Annotated in this window: 15 protein-coding genes; 13 read left to right on the top strand and 2 right to left on the bottom strand. The window is 62.0% G+C overall.

Going from position 1 to position 15,569, the window contains the following annotated elements:
- The first annotated feature begins 134 nt into the window (after positions 1–134).
- The 13 genes from ABID16_RS11955 (at position 135) to ggt (ending at position 13,015) form a co-directional block, all read left to right on the top strand.
- Positions 135–935 carry a beta/alpha barrel domain-containing protein gene (locus ABID16_RS11955; RefSeq protein ID WP_354556578.1) on the top strand — a complete coding sequence of 267 codons (801 nt, stop codon included), beginning with the start codon at positions 135–137 and terminating at the stop codon, positions 933–935.
- Between the two features lie 4 nt (positions 936–939).
- A complete protein-coding gene (locus tag ABID16_RS11950; RefSeq protein ID WP_354556577.1) occupies positions 940–1,866 on the top strand; it encodes a PfkB family carbohydrate kinase in 927 nt (308 codons plus the stop codon).
- Between the two features lie 308 nt (positions 1,867–2,174).
- A complete protein-coding gene (locus tag ABID16_RS11945; protein ID WP_354556576.1) occupies positions 2,175–3,320 on the top strand; it encodes an ABC transporter ATP-binding protein in 1,146 nt (381 codons plus the stop codon).
- A 19-nt stretch (positions 3,321–3,339) separates the two neighbouring features.
- Positions 3,340–4,416 (top strand): Gfo/Idh/MocA family protein, encoded by a 1,077-nt coding sequence (locus tag ABID16_RS11940; RefSeq protein WP_354556575.1) that lies wholly within the window; start codon positions 3,340–3,342, stop codon positions 4,414–4,416.
- Positions 4,416–5,249: a sugar phosphate isomerase/epimerase family protein gene (locus ABID16_RS11935; RefSeq protein ID WP_354556574.1), complete on the top strand. Its 834-nt coding sequence runs from the start codon at positions 4,416–4,418 to the stop codon at positions 5,247–5,249. The genes ABID16_RS11940 and ABID16_RS11935 overlap by 1 nt, the downstream gene beginning before the upstream one ends.
- Positions 5,246–6,079, top strand: coding sequence for an alpha/beta fold hydrolase (locus ABID16_RS11930; protein ID WP_354556573.1), 834 nt, complete (start codon positions 5,246–5,248; stop codon positions 6,077–6,079). Before ABID16_RS11935 ends, ABID16_RS11930 begins: the two co-directional genes overlap by 4 nt.
- The gene (locus ABID16_RS11925) at positions 6,072–6,773 is read left to right on the top strand and encodes a ribulose-phosphate 3-epimerase (RefSeq protein WP_354556572.1); all 702 of its coding nucleotides are present in this window, start codon (positions 6,072–6,074) and stop codon (positions 6,771–6,773) included. The genes ABID16_RS11930 and ABID16_RS11925 overlap by 8 nt, the downstream gene beginning before the upstream one ends.
- Before the next feature lie 46 nt (positions 6,774–6,819).
- Entirely contained in the window at positions 6,820–7,755 is a 936-nt protein-coding gene (locus tag ABID16_RS11920; RefSeq protein WP_354556571.1) for an ROK family protein, read from the top strand.
- 265 nt (positions 7,756–8,020) lie between these two features.
- A complete protein-coding gene (locus tag ABID16_RS11915; RefSeq protein WP_354556570.1) occupies positions 8,021–8,716 on the top strand; it encodes a GntR family transcriptional regulator in 696 nt (231 codons plus the stop codon).
- 316 nt (positions 8,717–9,032) lie between these two features.
- The gene (locus ABID16_RS11910; protein ID WP_354556569.1) at positions 9,033–9,884 is read left to right on the top strand and encodes a transporter substrate-binding domain-containing protein; all 852 of its coding nucleotides are present in this window, start codon (positions 9,033–9,035) and stop codon (positions 9,882–9,884) included.
- A gap of 99 nt (positions 9,885–9,983) precedes the next feature.
- Positions 9,984–10,697, top strand: a complete 714-nt coding sequence (locus tag ABID16_RS11905) for an ABC transporter permease (protein WP_354556568.1) — start codon at positions 9,984–9,986, stop codon at positions 10,695–10,697.
- Positions 10,694–11,383, top strand: coding sequence for an ABC transporter permease (locus tag ABID16_RS11900; protein WP_354556567.1), 690 nt, complete (start codon positions 10,694–10,696; stop codon positions 11,381–11,383). The genes ABID16_RS11905 and ABID16_RS11900 overlap by 4 nt, the downstream gene beginning before the upstream one ends.
- Positions 11,384–11,419: 36 nt before the next feature.
- Positions 11,420–13,015 carry a gamma-glutamyltransferase gene (ggt, locus tag ABID16_RS11895; RefSeq protein ID WP_354556566.1) on the top strand — a complete coding sequence of 532 codons (1,596 nt, stop codon included), beginning with the start codon at positions 11,420–11,422 and terminating at the stop codon, positions 13,013–13,015.
- 74 nt (positions 13,016–13,089) lie between these two features.
- On the opposite strand, the gene mtnA is transcribed toward ggt, so the two are convergent.
- A complete protein-coding gene (gene mtnA / locus ABID16_RS11890) occupies positions 13,090–14,187 on the bottom strand; it encodes an S-methyl-5-thioribose-1-phosphate isomerase (protein ID WP_354556565.1) in 1,098 nt (365 codons plus the stop codon).
- Positions 14,184–15,452 (bottom strand): S-methyl-5-thioribose kinase, encoded by a 1,269-nt coding sequence (gene mtnK / locus ABID16_RS11885; RefSeq protein ID WP_354556564.1) that lies wholly within the window; start codon positions 15,450–15,452, stop codon positions 14,184–14,186. Before mtnK ends, mtnA begins: the two co-directional genes overlap by 4 nt.
- Between the last annotated feature and the right edge of the window lie 117 nt (positions 15,453–15,569).

Genomic DNA, 15,569 nt, shown 5'->3' with positions numbered 1-15,569 from the left:
GAATTTCGCATCATTTAGCACGGAAATTTGATCTCGCTAAGTGAAAAATGAAAGGTTTCGAAAGATTGAGTCTTTGTTTGCTTTCGAGTTAAGGTCCGCTCGATCTCTTCAGCTCACATAAGGAAATCATCATCATGGGTCTTGGAACCAAAATTCGCCTGTCTCGCCTTTTCTCCAATCCGTCCGGAAATCTCTTCGGCGGGGCCGTCGACCACTTCGTCGGCTACGGCAATGTCCGTGAAGGCGGGCTGGCAGATCTGCCGGGCGCGCTCAGCCGCGTCATGGCAGGCGGTCCCGACTATGTGAGCATCCAGCCGGGTGCTGCCCGCCATCTCTGGTCCCAATATGCGGGCAAGGCGGCTCTCGTCATCCAGGCCGGCTGCTTCACGGCCGACGACCGCATTCGCCAGCTGATCGCAACGCCGGAAGACGCCGTGCGCTATGGCGCAGATGCGCTCGCGGTGGCCATTCCAGTTCGCGGCAATACCGAGGGTGAGTATATCCGGTGGCTGACAGATACGGTCAACGCGGCGGCACGCTTCGAAATGCCGGTCATCGCCCATGTCTATCCGCGCGATTTCTCCGACGGTGGCAAGATCGTCTTTACCCCGGACGAGATCGCCTATGCTGTGCGCATCGGCTACGAGACGGGCGTCGATGTGATCAAGGTCGGCTACACTGGGGACTTCGACTCGTTCCGCGAAACGGTTGCGACCTGCCCGGTCCCCGTGGTCATCGCCGGCGGACCGAAAACCAAGGACCTCCTGGGCGCATTGACCCAGACCGCAGACGCCTTGCGGGCGGGCGCGAAGGGTGCCGTCGTCGGCCGCAATCTCTGGGGCCATGGCGACACGACGAAGGCGGCTCTCGCCTATAAGATGGTCATCCACGATGGTGTGGCGCCTGCAGACGCGCTCGCTGCCGCAGGAGCATAATCCCATGTCGGGCCGGATCGATGTCATCGGATTCGGAGCCATTGCGGTCGATCACATCGTCTATGTCGATCGACCGCTATCGGCCGGCAAGGGCAAGGTGACGGGCCGCCGGCTCGCCCACGGCGGCAATGTCGCCACGGCCCTTGTGGCCGTGGCCCGCCTTGGCGGTCGTGGCGCCTTTATCGGCTGGTTGCCCGATCTTGCAGACGATGTCGCCGGTATCGAACTTCAGCGCGAAGGCGTCGATATTTCCATGGCGCCGCACCGGCCTGACGCAGCGCCCATACGATCGCAAATTACCGTCGGTTCCGATGGAGAGCGCTTCATCGCCTATGATGACGACGTGCCCCACGGCACGTCCGATAGCCTGGCCGAAGAAACATTCACCGCCGCGGCGGTTCTGCTTGTCGATGGCTATGCGGTGCATTCTGAGCCGGCCGTCGGGCGCGCGAAGGCGCTGGGCGTGACCATCGTTGCCGACATCGAGTGGTCGGTGGGTGAGGCGACAGACCGCGTCATGGCGCTTGCCGATCATCTCGTCCTGCCGATGGCCTTCGGGCGCGGGGCGACCGGTCTGAACGATCCCGTTGACATCCTCGACCGGCTCTGGCGCAGCGACTTGACTGCCGTCGTGCTGACAGATGGCGAACGCGGCTCCTATTTGCGCCAAATTGGCGACGAAAGAATTTGGCATATCCCGGCAATTCCGGTGCAAACGGTGGATACGACCGGAGCCGGCGATTGCTATCACGGCGCCTATGCCCTGGCTGTCGCCAGGGGCGAAAAGCCGCTGGACTGCGCCGCCTACGCGACCGCCGCCGCCGCACTTTCCGTGACCGCCGAGGGCGGACGCAGCGGGCTTCCGACAGACACGGCCTGCCGGGAAATCATGCGCCAGGCCGCCGCGCCGACAATCGTGAAGCTCCGGTAAAAGACTGCATCCGAATGTTGATTCAGGTCAGCGCAGCCTGCCGCAGTCGAGGCCGCATGGAAGCATGCCGGCGCGTGTCTTCAACACAAAAAATTACGCGCGTCAAAAAATAATATCTCCTGAAGCTATTCATGCTACGTCATTTTAATATATATTTTACAATAGCTTATGTATTTCATTCCGACATCTCGAGGATCGAGACCCAAAATTTTCTATTGACAAGCCAGCCCAGTCCTGACCCTTTGGGAAGCAAGAACGGCAGCGGGAGACTGCCTGATGAATGCTGATACGCGCCGGGAGGAATCGTCGTGGCTGTCGTGGTGCTGGACAAGATCTGCAAGACCTATGGAAACAAATTTCACGCGATCAAGGATCTCAGCCTGACGATCGAGGACGGCGAATTCCTGATTCTCGTCGGCCCGTCCGGCTGCGGCAAATCGACGGCTCTGCGCATGATTGCCGGCCTTGAGGAAATCACCAGCGGGACGCTGAGCATTGGCGGGCAGGATGTCGAAGACCTGCCGCCCAAGGATCGCGATATCGCCATGGTGTTTCAGAACTACGCGCTCTATCCGCACATGACGGTGTTCGACAATATCGCCTTCTCGATGAAGCTCGCCGGCAAGAGCAAGGCAGAGCGGGAGAAGCGCGTCAATGAGATCGCCAAGGTCCTGCAACTGGAAACGCTTCTGCAGAACAAGCCGGCGCATCTCTCCGGCGGCCAGCGCCAGCGCGTCGCCATGGGCCGCGCCATGGTGCGCGAGCCGGCCGCATTCCTCATGGACGAGCCGCTCTCCAATCTCGACGCGAAGCTGCGCGTGCAGATGCGGGCGGAGATTGCGGGCCTGCAGCGTCAGCTCGGCGTGACCACGATTTACGTGACGCACGACCAGACCGAGGCCATGACGATGGGCGACCGGGTTGCGGTGCTGAAGGGTGGTGTGCTGCAACAGGTCGACACGCCAAAGGCGCTCTATCATCACCCGGTCAATGCCTTTGTCGCCGGCTTTATCGGCTCTCCGTCCATGAACCTCTTCGAAGGTCGCCTCGAAAATCGCAGCCTCCGGTTTGCCTCCGTCTCCCTGCCGCTTCCCCCGGCGGCATTCGAGCGCGCGCCGGGCCTGGCTCGTTTCGAGGGCAAGAGCGTGGTTTTCGGGATTCGTCCTGAAGATCTCTACGACAGCAAGTTGCCGTCCGGCTCTGCCTTCTCGACTGTGCCGGCCATGGTCAAGTCCATCGAAGAGCTGGGTTCGGAGCTGATCGTGCATCTGAAGCTCGACGCGAGCCGCGTTGATTCCGGCGACCCGGATGCGGTCGAGGATCTGAGCGGTGCTGCCAACACGGTGGCCAAATTCGAGGCCGCAAGCACGATCCAGCTGGGTCAGCAGATCGATCTGGCAATCGACGCATCGAAGCTGCATTTCTTCGATCCTGTCACCCATTTGGCACTCTGAGACGGGAGGCAATCCGATCATGCCTGCAAAACAGGAAAAACGTCTTCGCGTCGGTGTTCTGGGCGCCGGGCAGATTGCCCAGGCCGCGCATTTCGAAAGCTGCACCAAGGCCGCCAACGCCGACCTCTACGCAATCTGCGATGTTGCCGACGACCTGCGCGAACGCATGGTGATCACCCATGGCGCAACGAAGGGCTATAACGATTACGCCGCCATGCTTGCCGATCCCGAGCTTGACGCCGTCGTCATTGCGACCGCCGATGCCTTCCATGTTCCGGCTTCCATCCAGGCGCTCGAGGCCGGCAAACATGTGCTCTGCGAGAAGCCCGTCGGCCTGACCGTCGAGGAATGTATCGATCTCAAGGCAGCGGTTGAACGCACGGGCAAGGTTTTGCAGGTCGGCCACATGAAGCGTTTTGACGCCGGTCTCCAGGCGGCGAAGTCCTTCATTCGCGACGAGATGGGCGAGATGATTGCGCTCAAGGCCTGGTACTGCGACAACACGCATCGCTACGCGATGACGGACGCCGTACAGCCGCTGATCGTCACCAGCGCGAGGGCAAAAAAACCCTCCGCCAATCCGAAAGCCGACCTGCGCCGCTACTACATGCTGGCTCATGGCTGCCATCTCATCGATACGGCACGCTACCTTGCCGGCGATATCGTCTCGGTCGATGCGCGCTTGCTGGAGCGTGCCGGCATCTGGTGCTGGTTCATCGATGTCGAGTTTGCATCCGGTGCGCTCGGGCATCTGGATCTCACGGTCCAGGTGCGCATGGACTGGCACGAGGGCTTCCAGATCTATGGCCAGAACGGCAGCATTCTCGGCAAGACCTATAACCCCTGGTACTACAAGTCGAGCGAGGTGGACATTTTCCGCGAGGCCGATGGGGCGACGCATCGCGTGCTTGGCGCTGACGGCCATTTTTACCGCCGGCAGCTTGAGGGCTTTGCCCGCACTGTGCTCGACGGGGCGGCAATGGAAGGCGCCGACATTGACGACGGGCTTGCCTCGGTGCGGGCCATGGTGGCGATTGCCCGCTCGGCGGAATCCGGCAAGCCGGTCGCGCTGGCCGATGTCTCCGGTGGCGTGTGATGAAGCTCGGCATCTTCGCCAAGACCTTCGACGGACACGATCCACAGACCGTTTTGCAGGCGGTCGCAGCGGCAGGCTACGCTGCCGCGCAATATAACATGGCCTGTTCGGGCCTTGCCTCCATGCCGGACAGGATCGAGGCTGCCGAAGCCCATCAGGTGGCGGTGGCCGCAGCGAGCAACAAAGTCGAAATCGTCGCCGTTTCCGGCACGTACAACATGATCCATCCCGATCCTGCCATACGCGAAGCCGGGCATGCGCAGCTAGCGACCATGGCCGCGCGCTGCGCGGAGATGTCGACCCGGCTGATCACGCTGTGCACCGGCACGCGTGATCCCCACGACCAGTGGAAGGAACATCCCGACAACGACACGCCGGAAGCCTGGCGTGACCTTCTGGACTCCATGGCGAAGGCGGTCCGGATCGCCGAGGAACGTGACGTGGATCTGGGGATCGAGCCGGAGCTTGCCAACACCGTGAACTCCGCCGACAAGGCGTTCCGTCTCATCTCGGAATTGCAGAGCCCGCGGCTGAAGATCGTCCTCGATCCGGCCAATCTCTTTGAGGTCGCGACGCTCGAAGACCAGCGCAGAACCGTCTCCCGCGCCATCGATCTTCTGGCCGACCGGATCGTCATGGCACACGCGAAAGATCGCACTCCAGACGGCAGGTTTGCGACAGCGGGCACGGGCGTGCTCGATTACCGGCATTATCTGACCTGCCTGAAGGACATCGGTTTTGCCGGAAGCCTGGTCACTCATGGCCTTGCCGCCGCCGAAGCAAACGACGTCGCCTTCTTTCTCGGCGACCATCTGAAGGCCATCGGCGCATGACAAGCCTCGGGACGTTTCAAACTGCCGATGGCACCACCCTTCATGTCGATGGCGACGCCGATGATCAGGGTGATAGCCTGCCGGTCGTCTTCCAGCACGGGCTCTGCGGTGATGCCGGACAGACAGCGGAGGCCTTTCCAACCTCCGCAAGTTTTCGCCGGATTACGGTCGAAGCGCGGGGTCACGGTCGTTCGGCATCCGGCGACGCATCCCGCTTTTCCATTTCGACCTTTGCCGATGATATCGCGGCCTATTTCGAGCGCCATCTGACGCCGCCGGTCGTGGTGGGCGGCATTTCCATGGGGGCGGCAATTGCGCTCCGGCTCGCCGTGCAGAGACCGTATCTGGTGCGTGGGCTCATTCTCGCCCGGCCCGCCTGGTTCGTCGCCGCAGCCCCGGACAACATGCAGCCAAATGCAGAGGTTGGACATTTGCTGGCGACGATGCCGCCGGAAGCAGCAAAAGAGGCCTTTTTGGCCGGCAAAACCGGCCGCCGCCTCGCCGAGGAGGCTCCAGACAATCTCGCCTCGCTGACCGGCTTCTTTTCCCGCGAGCCCATTGCCGTCACTGCGGCCTTGCTGACCGCCATTTCCGCCGACGGTCCGGGTGTCAGCGAGGCCGATCTTGCCCGTATCAACGTGCCGGCACTGGTCATCGGACATGGCCGCGACATCATTCACCCTTTCGCCCATGCCGAGGCGCTTGCTGCATCAATTCCGCATGCGCGGCTCGTGCGCATCACACCCAAGGCAGAAGACCGTGCCCGATACGTCTCGGACTTCCACGCCGCCGTCCATGCCTTTCTGAAGGAGATCGCCGCAAATGCCTGATCGAAACAAAAACTGGATCGCAAATTTGCCAAAGGACAGGCTCATTGCCGAGTTTTCGGTCTGGTCGGCAGACCTTGTGCGTTTGGCGGATGATCTTGCGCGCGTCGATCCGTATGTCGATGTCCTTCATATCGACGTTGCCGACGGCCATTTTGCGCCGGCCATGCTGTTCTTTCCCGATCTGGTGGCCGGCGTGCGAAAGATTTCGACACGACCCATCCACGTCCATCTGATGATCGATGACAGCATTGTTCTCTCGCAGATCGAGCAGTTCGCGGATGCCGGCAGCGATTTGATCAGCCTGCATGTCGAAAACGAAAGCGTCGCAGACGCAGCGCTAGCGCTGCTGGAGACACGGAACATTGCCGCCGGGATGGTCTTGCGGGTGGAAACGCCCGTCGAAGCCATCCGCAAATATGCCCCCCGCCTGGACTTTATCACCCTGCTCGGCACGGCCATCGGCGTCAAAGGCCAGGGCCTGAGCGACAAGGCCTGCGATCGGCTTGGCGAGGCACGGCGGATCATCGCCGACTGCGGCGCTGCGCACCGCATTGTTCTGGCCGCAGACGGCGGGATTCGCGAGCACACCGTCCCGCTCTTGAGACAGGGCGGTGCCGAAACGGTGGTGCTGGGATCGCTTGCCTTCAACGCGCCCTCGCTGGAAGAGCGGATGGCCTGGCTGAAGGCTCTCTAGACGCTCTTTCAACGAAAAGCTCTTTCGGTCTAACTCGGATTCCAACATGCAGCAGATCGCCATCGGTGTAGATCTCGGAGGAACACAGGTTCGTGCGGCGCTTGTCGGCGAAGCCGGAAACCTGCTCGCTCAGGCCTCTGAGCCCACCGACGCGATGGCCGGACCCGAGCGCGTACTCTCCCAGATCAGCCATCTGGTGGAGGGACTTCTTGAAACCGATCGTTCGCTGCAACCGCTTGGCGTCGGCGTCTCGACGCCAGGGCCCGTCGATACGACCACAGGGATCGCCAGCGACATTCCGACTCTGGCGGGTTTCGACGGTTTCCCACTGCGGGCAGAGCTGCAGCGTCGTTTCGATCTGCCGGTGAGCCTCGAAAACGACGGCATTTCCGCCGCCATCGGCGAATGGCGCTATGGCGCCGGGAAAGGCTGCGATGATCTCATCTACATCACCGTCAGCACCGGAATCGGGGGCGGCATCGTTTCGGGCGGCCGTGTCCTGCGCGGAAGAAAGGGAATGGCCGGCCATGTCGGACACATGGCAATAGTCCTCGACGGCGAAGCCTGCCCCTGCGGAAGTCGTGGCTGCTTTGAAGCCTATGCCTCCGGCACCGCATTTGCCAGAAGGGCACGCCTGGTTGCGGCTGGGGATGCGCAAACAAAGCTTGGCAAAAATGGCAAGCCGATCGACAGCCGCGGCGTTTTCCTTGCCGGACGCGAAGGCGACGCGCTGGCCAATCGTCTGATCGACGAGGAAGCCGAGCTGCTTGGACGCGGCATCACGAACCTCATCCACATTCTGAGCCCCGAGATCGTGGTGATTGGCGGAGGCCTCGCCAACGAATTCGACAGATTGCATCCCCGCATCCGCGACTGCATTTCCCGCACCGCGATGCCAGCCTTTCGCGATGTCCCGGTGGTTCATGCGGGTCTGGGCCAGAATTCCGGATTGATCGGTGCCGCGGCCCTTGTCTTTCTGTAACTGAAGCATTCGCTTGGCCGTCGGCGGCTCCAAGCCGCATTCCCATTTCCGCGCCGAGCGCCTGAAGGTGGCTCATTGGACGCACCATTCCCTCGAATTCGACGATCTCCACCGCTTCGTTGAAGCGGACAAGGTCGATGTCCTTGTGCGTCTTGTCGCTGATACGGCACGACATATTCGCTTCAGGCGACCTGAACGACTTCTCTCTTGACGACCGCGCGCAAAGCTGTTTGGATAAGTGGATACAAAAATCCAGTGAGCCAGAATGATCGCAAACCTCTCATCTCCATCACAAGCTGCCTCTACGGCCGAAGAGGAGGCGTATCTCTACCTGCACAAGGCACTGCGCCTTGGCCGGTACAAGGCCGGCGAGCGGCTGATCCCGGAAGACATTGCCGCCGAGATCGGGATGAGCCGCATGCCGGTGCGCGAGGCGTTTCGCCGGCTTGCTGCCGACGGGCTGGTGACGCTTCGGCCCAATCGCGGCTGCGTGGTGGCCGGGCTCACGCTTGACGAACTCAATGAAGCCTTCGAAATCCGCTCCGTGCTGGAAGGTCTGGCCGTCCGGCTCGCGATGCCAAAGCTGGCGGAAGAGCATTTCGAGGAAATGGACCGTCTGCTCCTGCGCCTGGAGCGTGCCGGCGAAGCCGGCAGCAGCGACTGGGTCCTCCGGCACCAGGAGTTTCACGCCTATATCTATGGCTTGAGCGGCCGGCCGAAGCTGATCCGGCAGATCGCCGCGCTCCACGTGGCGATCGAGCCCTACATGCGCATCTGGTTCGACTATGTCGAAAAGCCGCTTTCGGCACGCGATGAGCATCAGAAGCTGCTCGACGCGCTGAAGTCAGGGGACACGGCAGAAGCCGAGCGGGAAATGGAAGATCATGTTCTCGGCACAGCCTCTCTACTGGCCGAGTTCGCAAGTCCCGGTCGGCGCGACTATGGAATACATGGGCAATGAGCCGTGCTTCATTTCGGAATAATCCGAACTAAAGCCGAATTGCTTACGACTAGGGTAATGCCTGGCGCTCAGGCGAGATCGCGATGACAGGCTGGGGTCTGTCGGCACGCGAAAGCCTGCTTGGCGCCGCCGCTCGAAGCTGCGATGGCAGGACGAGCGATGCAAGACAATATTCTCGGCACAGCCTCGCTGCTGGCCGAGTTCGCAAGTCCGGCTGGCGATAAGCACCGGACCGTCACGATTGTCCGAAGCCGGGGAGACATCCGGCAAGGACGGGGAACAGCCGCTTATGCGGCACAACAAAAAGGGAATAGCCATGACAATTCGTCGTATGGCCGCAACTGCGGCTGCCTTCATGACACTCGCCGCCGCGTCGTTTGCAAGCGCTGCGGAACTGCCGAAGGAAATCAAGATCGCCACGGAAGGCGCCTATGCACCGTGGAACTTCGTCAATTCCGACGGCAAGCTCGATGGCTTTGAAATCGACCTCGCCAACGATCTTTGCGCCCGCATCAAGGTGAAATGCTCGATCGTCGCCCAGAACTGGGACGGCCTCATCCCCTCGCTGAAGGTCGGCAAGTTCGACGTGATCATGGCCGCCATGTTCATCACGCCGAAGCGCCTGGAAACCATCGACTTCACGCAGCCCTATGCCATCGACCCGACCGCCATCGGCGTTGCCAAGAGCAGCGATCTGGGCAAGCAGGGCCCGTCGGCGGAAAAGATCAAGCTTGAAGATGAAAAGGCTGCCCAGGCTGCCATCGACAAGATGAAGCCGGCACTCAAGGGCAAGGTGATCGGGGTTCAGTCCGGCACGCAGCTTCTGGCATTCGTGAAGAAATACTTCGGCGATGTGGCCGAAGTGCGCGAATACAAGACCACGGAACAGCATGACCTCGATCTCGCCGCCGGACGCATCGACGCCGTCGTCGTGCAGCAGACCAATCTGGCGGCTATTTTCGCCAAGCCGGAATTTGCCGATTACACGGCAGCAGGTCCGGGCTTTGTCGGCGGCATTCTGGGTATGGGCACCGGCGCCGGTGTCCGCAAGGAAGACGCGGCGCTGAAGACGGCCTTCAACAAGGCGATCGATGACGCCATCGCCGATGGCACGATCAAGCGCCTGTCGGAGAAGTGGTTCCACGCTGACGTGACCCCGGTAAAGTAAGCCAAGGCGGACCAATGGGGATCGGGTGCGAAACCCGATCCCTCTCCATCACTTTAAACAACCGGACTGCTGCGCCGTCCGACAGGTTTCTTGATCCCCATGTTCGACAAACTCCCTCTGCTCGGTTTCGGAGCAGGCGGCTGGGGTGCCCTGCTTGTTGAAGCAGCCGGCATCACCCTGGCTCTGTCTGTCCTCGGCTTCGCGCTTGGCGCCGTTTTTGGCGGCCTGGCTGCGGCCGGAAAGCTTTCGCCCAAGAAGGTGCCGCGCGGTCTTGCCTCGTTCTATGGCACCGTGTTTCGCGGTGTTCCGGATCTTCTGAGCATCTATCTCTTCTATTATGGCGGCAGCGTCGCGCTGACCTCCATTGCCCGTCTGTTCGGCGCGGAAGGCTTTGTCGGGCTGCCCACCTTTGCCACCGGCGTCGTGACCATTGGTTTCATTTCCGGCGCTTACCAGTCGGAGGTCTATCGCGGCGCCTATCTCGCCATCGACAAGGGGCAATTCGACGCCGCCAAGGCGCTGGCGCTGACGCGCATGCAGATGCTGCGGCTCGTCATCGTTCCGCAATTGTTGCGCCATGCCATTCCCGGTCTCGGCAATGTCTGGCAGCTCGTGCTGAAGGACTCCGCGCTGATCTCGGTCATCGGCCTCGTCGAACTCATGCGCCAGGCGCAGATCGGTGCAGGCTCGACGCGCGAGCCGTTCCTGTTCTACTTGGCCGCAGCGGCCCTCTACTATGCCATTGCGGGCGTCACCGACCTCTTCTTCAGCCGGGCGGAAGCCAATGCCTCGCGGGGGATCGTCCACCGATGATCGATCCCGGCTTTTTCCTCGAAATCATTCCGACGCTTCTCGCAGGCTTGCCGCTGACCCTGCAGCTTTCCGCGCTTTCCGTGCTTTTCGGCTTCGTTCTGGCGCTCGCGCTGGCGCTTGCCCAGCAGGGCGAAAGCCCGTTCGTTCTTTGGCCGATCCGCACCTTCGTCTCGGTTTTCCGTGGGACACCGCTGCTGGTGCAGATCTTCCTGATCTATTACGGGCTCGGCCAGTTCCGGCCAAGCCTGCAGGCGATCGGGCTCTGGTGGATGTTCCGCGAACCCTATTGGTGCGCCATCATCGCGCTGACACTCAACACCGCCGCCTACAGCAGCGAAATCCTGCGCGGCGCGATCCGCAACGTGCCGCGCGGACTTTCGGAAGCGTCCCTGGCACTCGGGCTCACGCGGGTCCAGAACCTGCGGCTTGTGGTTCTGCCACTGGCACTGCGACAGGCCCTGCCGGCCTATAGCAACGAGATCATCCTGATTGTGAAAGGGACATCGCTTGCCTCGATCATCACGCTGACCGAAGTCACCGGCCTTGCTCAGGAACTCATCTCGCAAACCTATCGCGCCATGGAGGTCTTTGTCGCTGCCGGCGCGATCTACCTTCTTCTCAATTTCCTCATCGTGAAGGCCCTCGAACTGCTCGAGGTGAAGCTGACGCCTTATCGGCGGCGTTGAGGCAAGCAAAAAGCATATCAGGGAGTCCAAGAAACAATGCGCAATTTCGAAACGCCGACCCGCTCGGTCGTTGTCGCCGCACAGGCGATGGCCGCGACGTCGCATCCGTCCTCCACCCTCGCCGCGATCAATATCCTGCAGGCCGGCGGCAACGCCATGGACGCGGCCATTGCCGCCTGCGCAGTGCAATGCGTGGTGGAACCGGGTTCGACCGGCATTGGCGGCGACTGCTTCGCCCTCTATGCCCCGAAGGGCGGCGACAAGGTGATCGCCTATAACGGCTCTGGCCGCACACCAGCGGCTCTCACGGTCGAATGGTTCGAGGAACGGGGACTGACCGAAGTCCCGCGCTGCTCGCCGTCGGCCGTCACCATTCCCGGCGCCATTGACGCGTGGACGCGCCTGCATGCCGATCACGGACGTCTGCCGCTCGCCGACGTGCTGGCACCCGCTATCGCCTTTGCCGAAAACGGCTATGCGATTGCACCGCGGACCCAGTATGACTGGGCCAAGGAGGAGGCGCTGCTGGCGGCTGACGAACATGCCGCCCGTATCCTCCTGATCGACGGTCGCACGCCCCGCGTCGGCGAAATCCACCGCCAGCCGGAACTGGCCGAGACGCTCAAGCGGATCGCAGCCGAGGGCCGCGACGCCTTCTATCGCGGGCCGGTGGCCGAGGACATGGTAAGCCGCCTGCGCGAACTGGGCGGCCTCCACACACTCGAAGACTTCGCCGCGGCGAAGGGCGAATATGTGACGCCCGTCACCACGGATTTCCGGGGCTACACGATCCATGAATGCCCGCCGAACGGCCAGGGCCTTATCGCACTGATGATCCTCAACATCCTGTCGCATTTCGAAGCCAAGGGTGCGCCGGACGATATCGACCGCGTGCATATCGAGCTGGAGGCGACGCGGCTGGCCTACGCGGCGCGCGACACATGGCTGGCGGACCCGGCCAAGGCCGATGTGCCGATTGAAGAGATGCTCTCGGACGAGATGGCGAAGCGGCTTGCCGGTATGATCGACCTCAAGAAGGCCATAGCCGATCTGCCGCCCTTCGAACTGCCCGTCCACCGCGATACGGTCTATATCACGGTCGTCGATTCCGAGCGCAATGCGGTCAGCTTCATCAACTCGGTCTTCTATACGTTCGGCTCCTGCATCGTCGCGCCGAAATCAGGCGTAGTGCTGCACAATCGCGGCCAGAGCTTCTCGCTGCAACGCGGGCATCTGAACATAATCGGGCCGGAAAAGCGGCCGCTGCACACCATCATCCCCGGCATGGTGACGAAGAACGGCCGCACGGAAATGTCCTTCGGCGTCATGGGCGGCTATTATCAGGCCATGGGCCACGCACACCTCATTTCCAAGGTGCTCGACTTCGGCATGGATATGCAGGAGGCCATCGACATGCCGCGCCTCGTGCCCGCAAGCGGCTTCGAGCCCAAGATTGAGGTGGAGCATACCGTTCCGCCGGCAACCATTGCCGAACTGAAGGCGCGCGGTTTCGAGATCGTGCCCAGCGAAGACCCGATCGGCGGCGCGCAGGTCATCCGAATCGACTGGGAAAAGGGCACGCTGACCGGCGCATCGGAATCCCGCAAAGACGGGATCGCGCTCGGCCTCTGAGGCGAGAAAAGCCCGCTGCCGGACAACCGGCGGCGGGCTTCTCGGAGGCTTGCGGCAGGTCGAACGAGGGCGCCTTATACCGGCCGTTCCGGGAAAAGTGCCTTAAGGCCCTCCGGCGAGGCGTCGGCGATGCCGCGCTCGGTGATGAGCCCCGTGACGAGACGGGCGGGCGTCACATCGAAAGCCGGATTTCCGGCCGGCGTCCCCTCCGGCGAAACCCGGACCTGGACCACCGTTCCGTCGGCAAGCTTGCCCTGCACGAGCGAGACTTCGTCGCCGTTTCGCTCTTCGATCGGGATTTCCTTCACGCCGTCCTTCACCGTCCAGTCGATGGTGGGCGAGGGGAGGGCGACATAGAAGGGGATGCCGTTATCCCTGGCGGCGAGCGCCTTGAGATAGGTTCCGATCTTGTTGCAGACATCGCCATTGGCGGTCGTGCGGTCGGTGCCGACAATGACCATGTCGATCATGCCGTGCTGCATCAGATGGCCGCCGGCATTGTCGACGATCAGCGTATGCGGCACGCCGTGCCCGTTCATCTCCCAGGCGGTCAGCTGGGCGCCCTGGTTGCGCGGCCGCGTCTCGTCCACATAGACATGAACCGGAATGCCCTCTTCCGTCGCCAGATAGATCGGGGCGGTCGCCGTGCCGTAATCGACGGTCGCCAGCCAGCCGGCATTGCAATGGGTCAGGATATTGACCGGCTCGCCCGGCTTCTTCCGCGCCGCAATGCCGCGAATGACTTCAAGACCATGCTGGCCGATGCTGCGGTTGAGCGCGACGTCCTCCTGCGCAATTTCGGCGGCGCGCGCATAGGCAGCAGCCGCGCGCTCGGGAGGCGGCAGCGGGGAGAGTACGCGCTTCATCTCGTTGAGTGCCCAGCGCAGATTGATCGCGGTGGGGCGCGTTTCGTTCAGCTCATGCCAGACGCGCTCGAGATTTTCGTCGCTCGCATCGTCCGTCATGGCAATGGCCACGCCATAAGCTGCCGTGACGCCGATCAGCGGCGCGCCGCGCACCCACATATCGCGAATGGCGGCCGCCACGTCCGGCACGGTTTTCAGCGTGACGATGCGGAATTCGTGCGGCAGCCAGCGCTGGTCGATGATATCGACAGACCGGCCGTCTTCGTTGAGCCAGATCGTGTGATAGTGCTTGTCGCCGACATTCATTGGATGTCTCCCCGGTCAAGTCGCTCGGCCAGTCCCGCAAGCGCGGTAAGGCCCGTGATGGAGCGGCGGTTGACGGCGAGATGCCGTCCGAATTTGAGGGCTGCGGCCTCGCAAGCACCGCGCAGGTCGAGATCGGCAATCGTCTCGAAATCCGCATTGTGAGCAAGGCCGAGAATGCGGCGGTGCATTTCGATGCCGGCAAAGCCGAGCATGTCGGTCCAGATGTCGCCGAGCACGCGGGAAAGCGCCAGTTCGGCGCCCAGCGCGTCGCCCCGATCCTCGAACAGCGAGCGCTGGTAGAGAATGCCGGTGCGTTCCGTGCGCCACAGATGCGAGAACTCGGCGACGAAGGTTTCCCAGATCTCGTCGATGACGCCGATCAGGAAGCGGCGCATCTCATCGCGCGATCCGCTTTCCTCATGGCCACGCTGGGAGAAATAGCTCATCCAGAAATTGGAGAGCATCATGCCAACGTCCAGCGCCATCGGGCCGTAGAAGGCGAATTCCGGATCGATCACCTTGGTATCGTTCTTCGTCACCATGATCGAGCCGGTATGCAGATCGCCATGCAACATCGTCTCGGCTTTGGCCACGAAGAGATGCTTGAGCGCCTGCGCCTCGACTTTCAGATCGCGATCCGCGCGCAGCTCGGCGACCAGGCCGTCGAGCTGCGGTGTGTGACGGTTGAGCTCCGCCTCGAAATAGGGGTCGGAGAAGACCAGGTTTTCGGTGATGTCGCAAAGCTCGACATTGTCGGCGAAGAGGGCGAGGTCTTCCTTGCGGGCGCGGGCGCTCATCGAAAGGTCGGACCCGCGGAAGAGCGTGCGTGCGGCAAAACGTCCGAGGTCCTTGCCGATCTTCGGCAGGATCTCACCCCTGATCAGCGCCTGACGCAGGATGATGTGCGGGTTCAGGAACTCCATGACCACGATGGCCTGCGCACGGTCGAAGTGAAAGACTTCCGGCACCATGCCCGGATCGCGATCCGCCTGCCGGATGAGGGCATTATATTCAAAATAGGACCGCTTCAGCGGCAGCGGCCAGCTCTCGCCCACGAGGCGGACATAGGGCAGCGCCTGCTTGACGATGACGGCGCCGGCCGGGCCTTCGACGATAAAAACCAGATTGAGATTGCCGTCGCCGACTTCACGGACCCGCCATGCGGACGGATCCGATCCGATCCGCGTCTTCAGCACATCCAGCCCGCCCAGCTTTGTGGGCAGAGTTTCGGGCGTGAGCGCCACGAATGCTTCCGCGTCTGCCATTTATTCCTCCCATTTGCCTCCCCCGGAACACGGATGTTGCGTGTTCGGAGCCCATTTTAGACAGCCTGGTTTCGACCGGTCCTCTCTCCCGATCTAACCTGCATCTTGCGATCTGAT

Origin of the sequence: Limnomicrobium aquaticum (genome assembly GCF_040545545.1) — a bacterium.
GTDB classification, from domain to species: Bacteria; Pseudomonadota; Alphaproteobacteria; order Rhizobiales; family Rhizobiaceae; genus Ensifer_A; species Ensifer_A aquaticum.
This window is presented reverse-complemented; position numbering and strand designations above follow the sequence as displayed.

Bases quoted from the DNA above. Each gene is read 5' to 3' on its own strand.
- mtnK (WP_354556564.1), bottom strand. From the start codon at position 15,452: ATGGCAGACGCGGAAGCATTCGTGGCGCTCACGCCCGAAACTCTGCCC.
- ABID16_RS11940 (WP_354556575.1), top strand. From the start codon at position 3,340: ATGCCTGCAAAACAGGAAAAACGTCTTCGCGTCGGTGTTCTGGGCGCC.
- mtnA (WP_354556565.1), bottom strand. From the start codon at position 14,187: ATGAATGTCGGCGACAAGCACTATCACACGATCTGGCTCAACGAAGAC.
- ABID16_RS11920 (WP_354556571.1), top strand. From the start codon at position 6,820: ATGCAGCAGATCGCCATCGGTGTAGATCTCGGAGGAACACAGGTTCGT.
- ABID16_RS11930 (WP_354556573.1), top strand. From the start codon at position 5,246: ATGACAAGCCTCGGGACGTTTCAAACTGCCGATGGCACCACCCTTCAT.
- ggt (WP_354556566.1), top strand. From the start codon at position 11,420: ATGCGCAATTTCGAAACGCCGACCCGCTCGGTCGTTGTCGCCGCACAG.
- ABID16_RS11950 (WP_354556577.1), top strand. From the start codon at position 940: ATGTCGGGCCGGATCGATGTCATCGGATTCGGAGCCATTGCGGTCGAT.
- ABID16_RS11925 (WP_354556572.1), top strand. From the start codon at position 6,072: ATGCCTGATCGAAACAAAAACTGGATCGCAAATTTGCCAAAGGACAGG.
- ABID16_RS11955 (WP_354556578.1), top strand. From the start codon at position 135: ATGGGTCTTGGAACCAAAATTCGCCTGTCTCGCCTTTTCTCCAATCCG.
- ABID16_RS11935 (WP_354556574.1), top strand. From the start codon at position 4,416: ATGAAGCTCGGCATCTTCGCCAAGACCTTCGACGGACACGATCCACAG.
- ABID16_RS11900 (WP_354556567.1), top strand. From the start codon at position 10,694: ATGATCGATCCCGGCTTTTTCCTCGAAATCATTCCGACGCTTCTCGCA.
- ABID16_RS11915 (WP_354556570.1), top strand. From the start codon at position 8,021: ATGATCGCAAACCTCTCATCTCCATCACAAGCTGCCTCTACGGCCGAA.
- ABID16_RS11910 (WP_354556569.1), top strand. From the start codon at position 9,033: ATGACAATTCGTCGTATGGCCGCAACTGCGGCTGCCTTCATGACACTC.
- ABID16_RS11905 (WP_354556568.1), top strand. From the start codon at position 9,984: ATGTTCGACAAACTCCCTCTGCTCGGTTTCGGAGCAGGCGGCTGGGGT.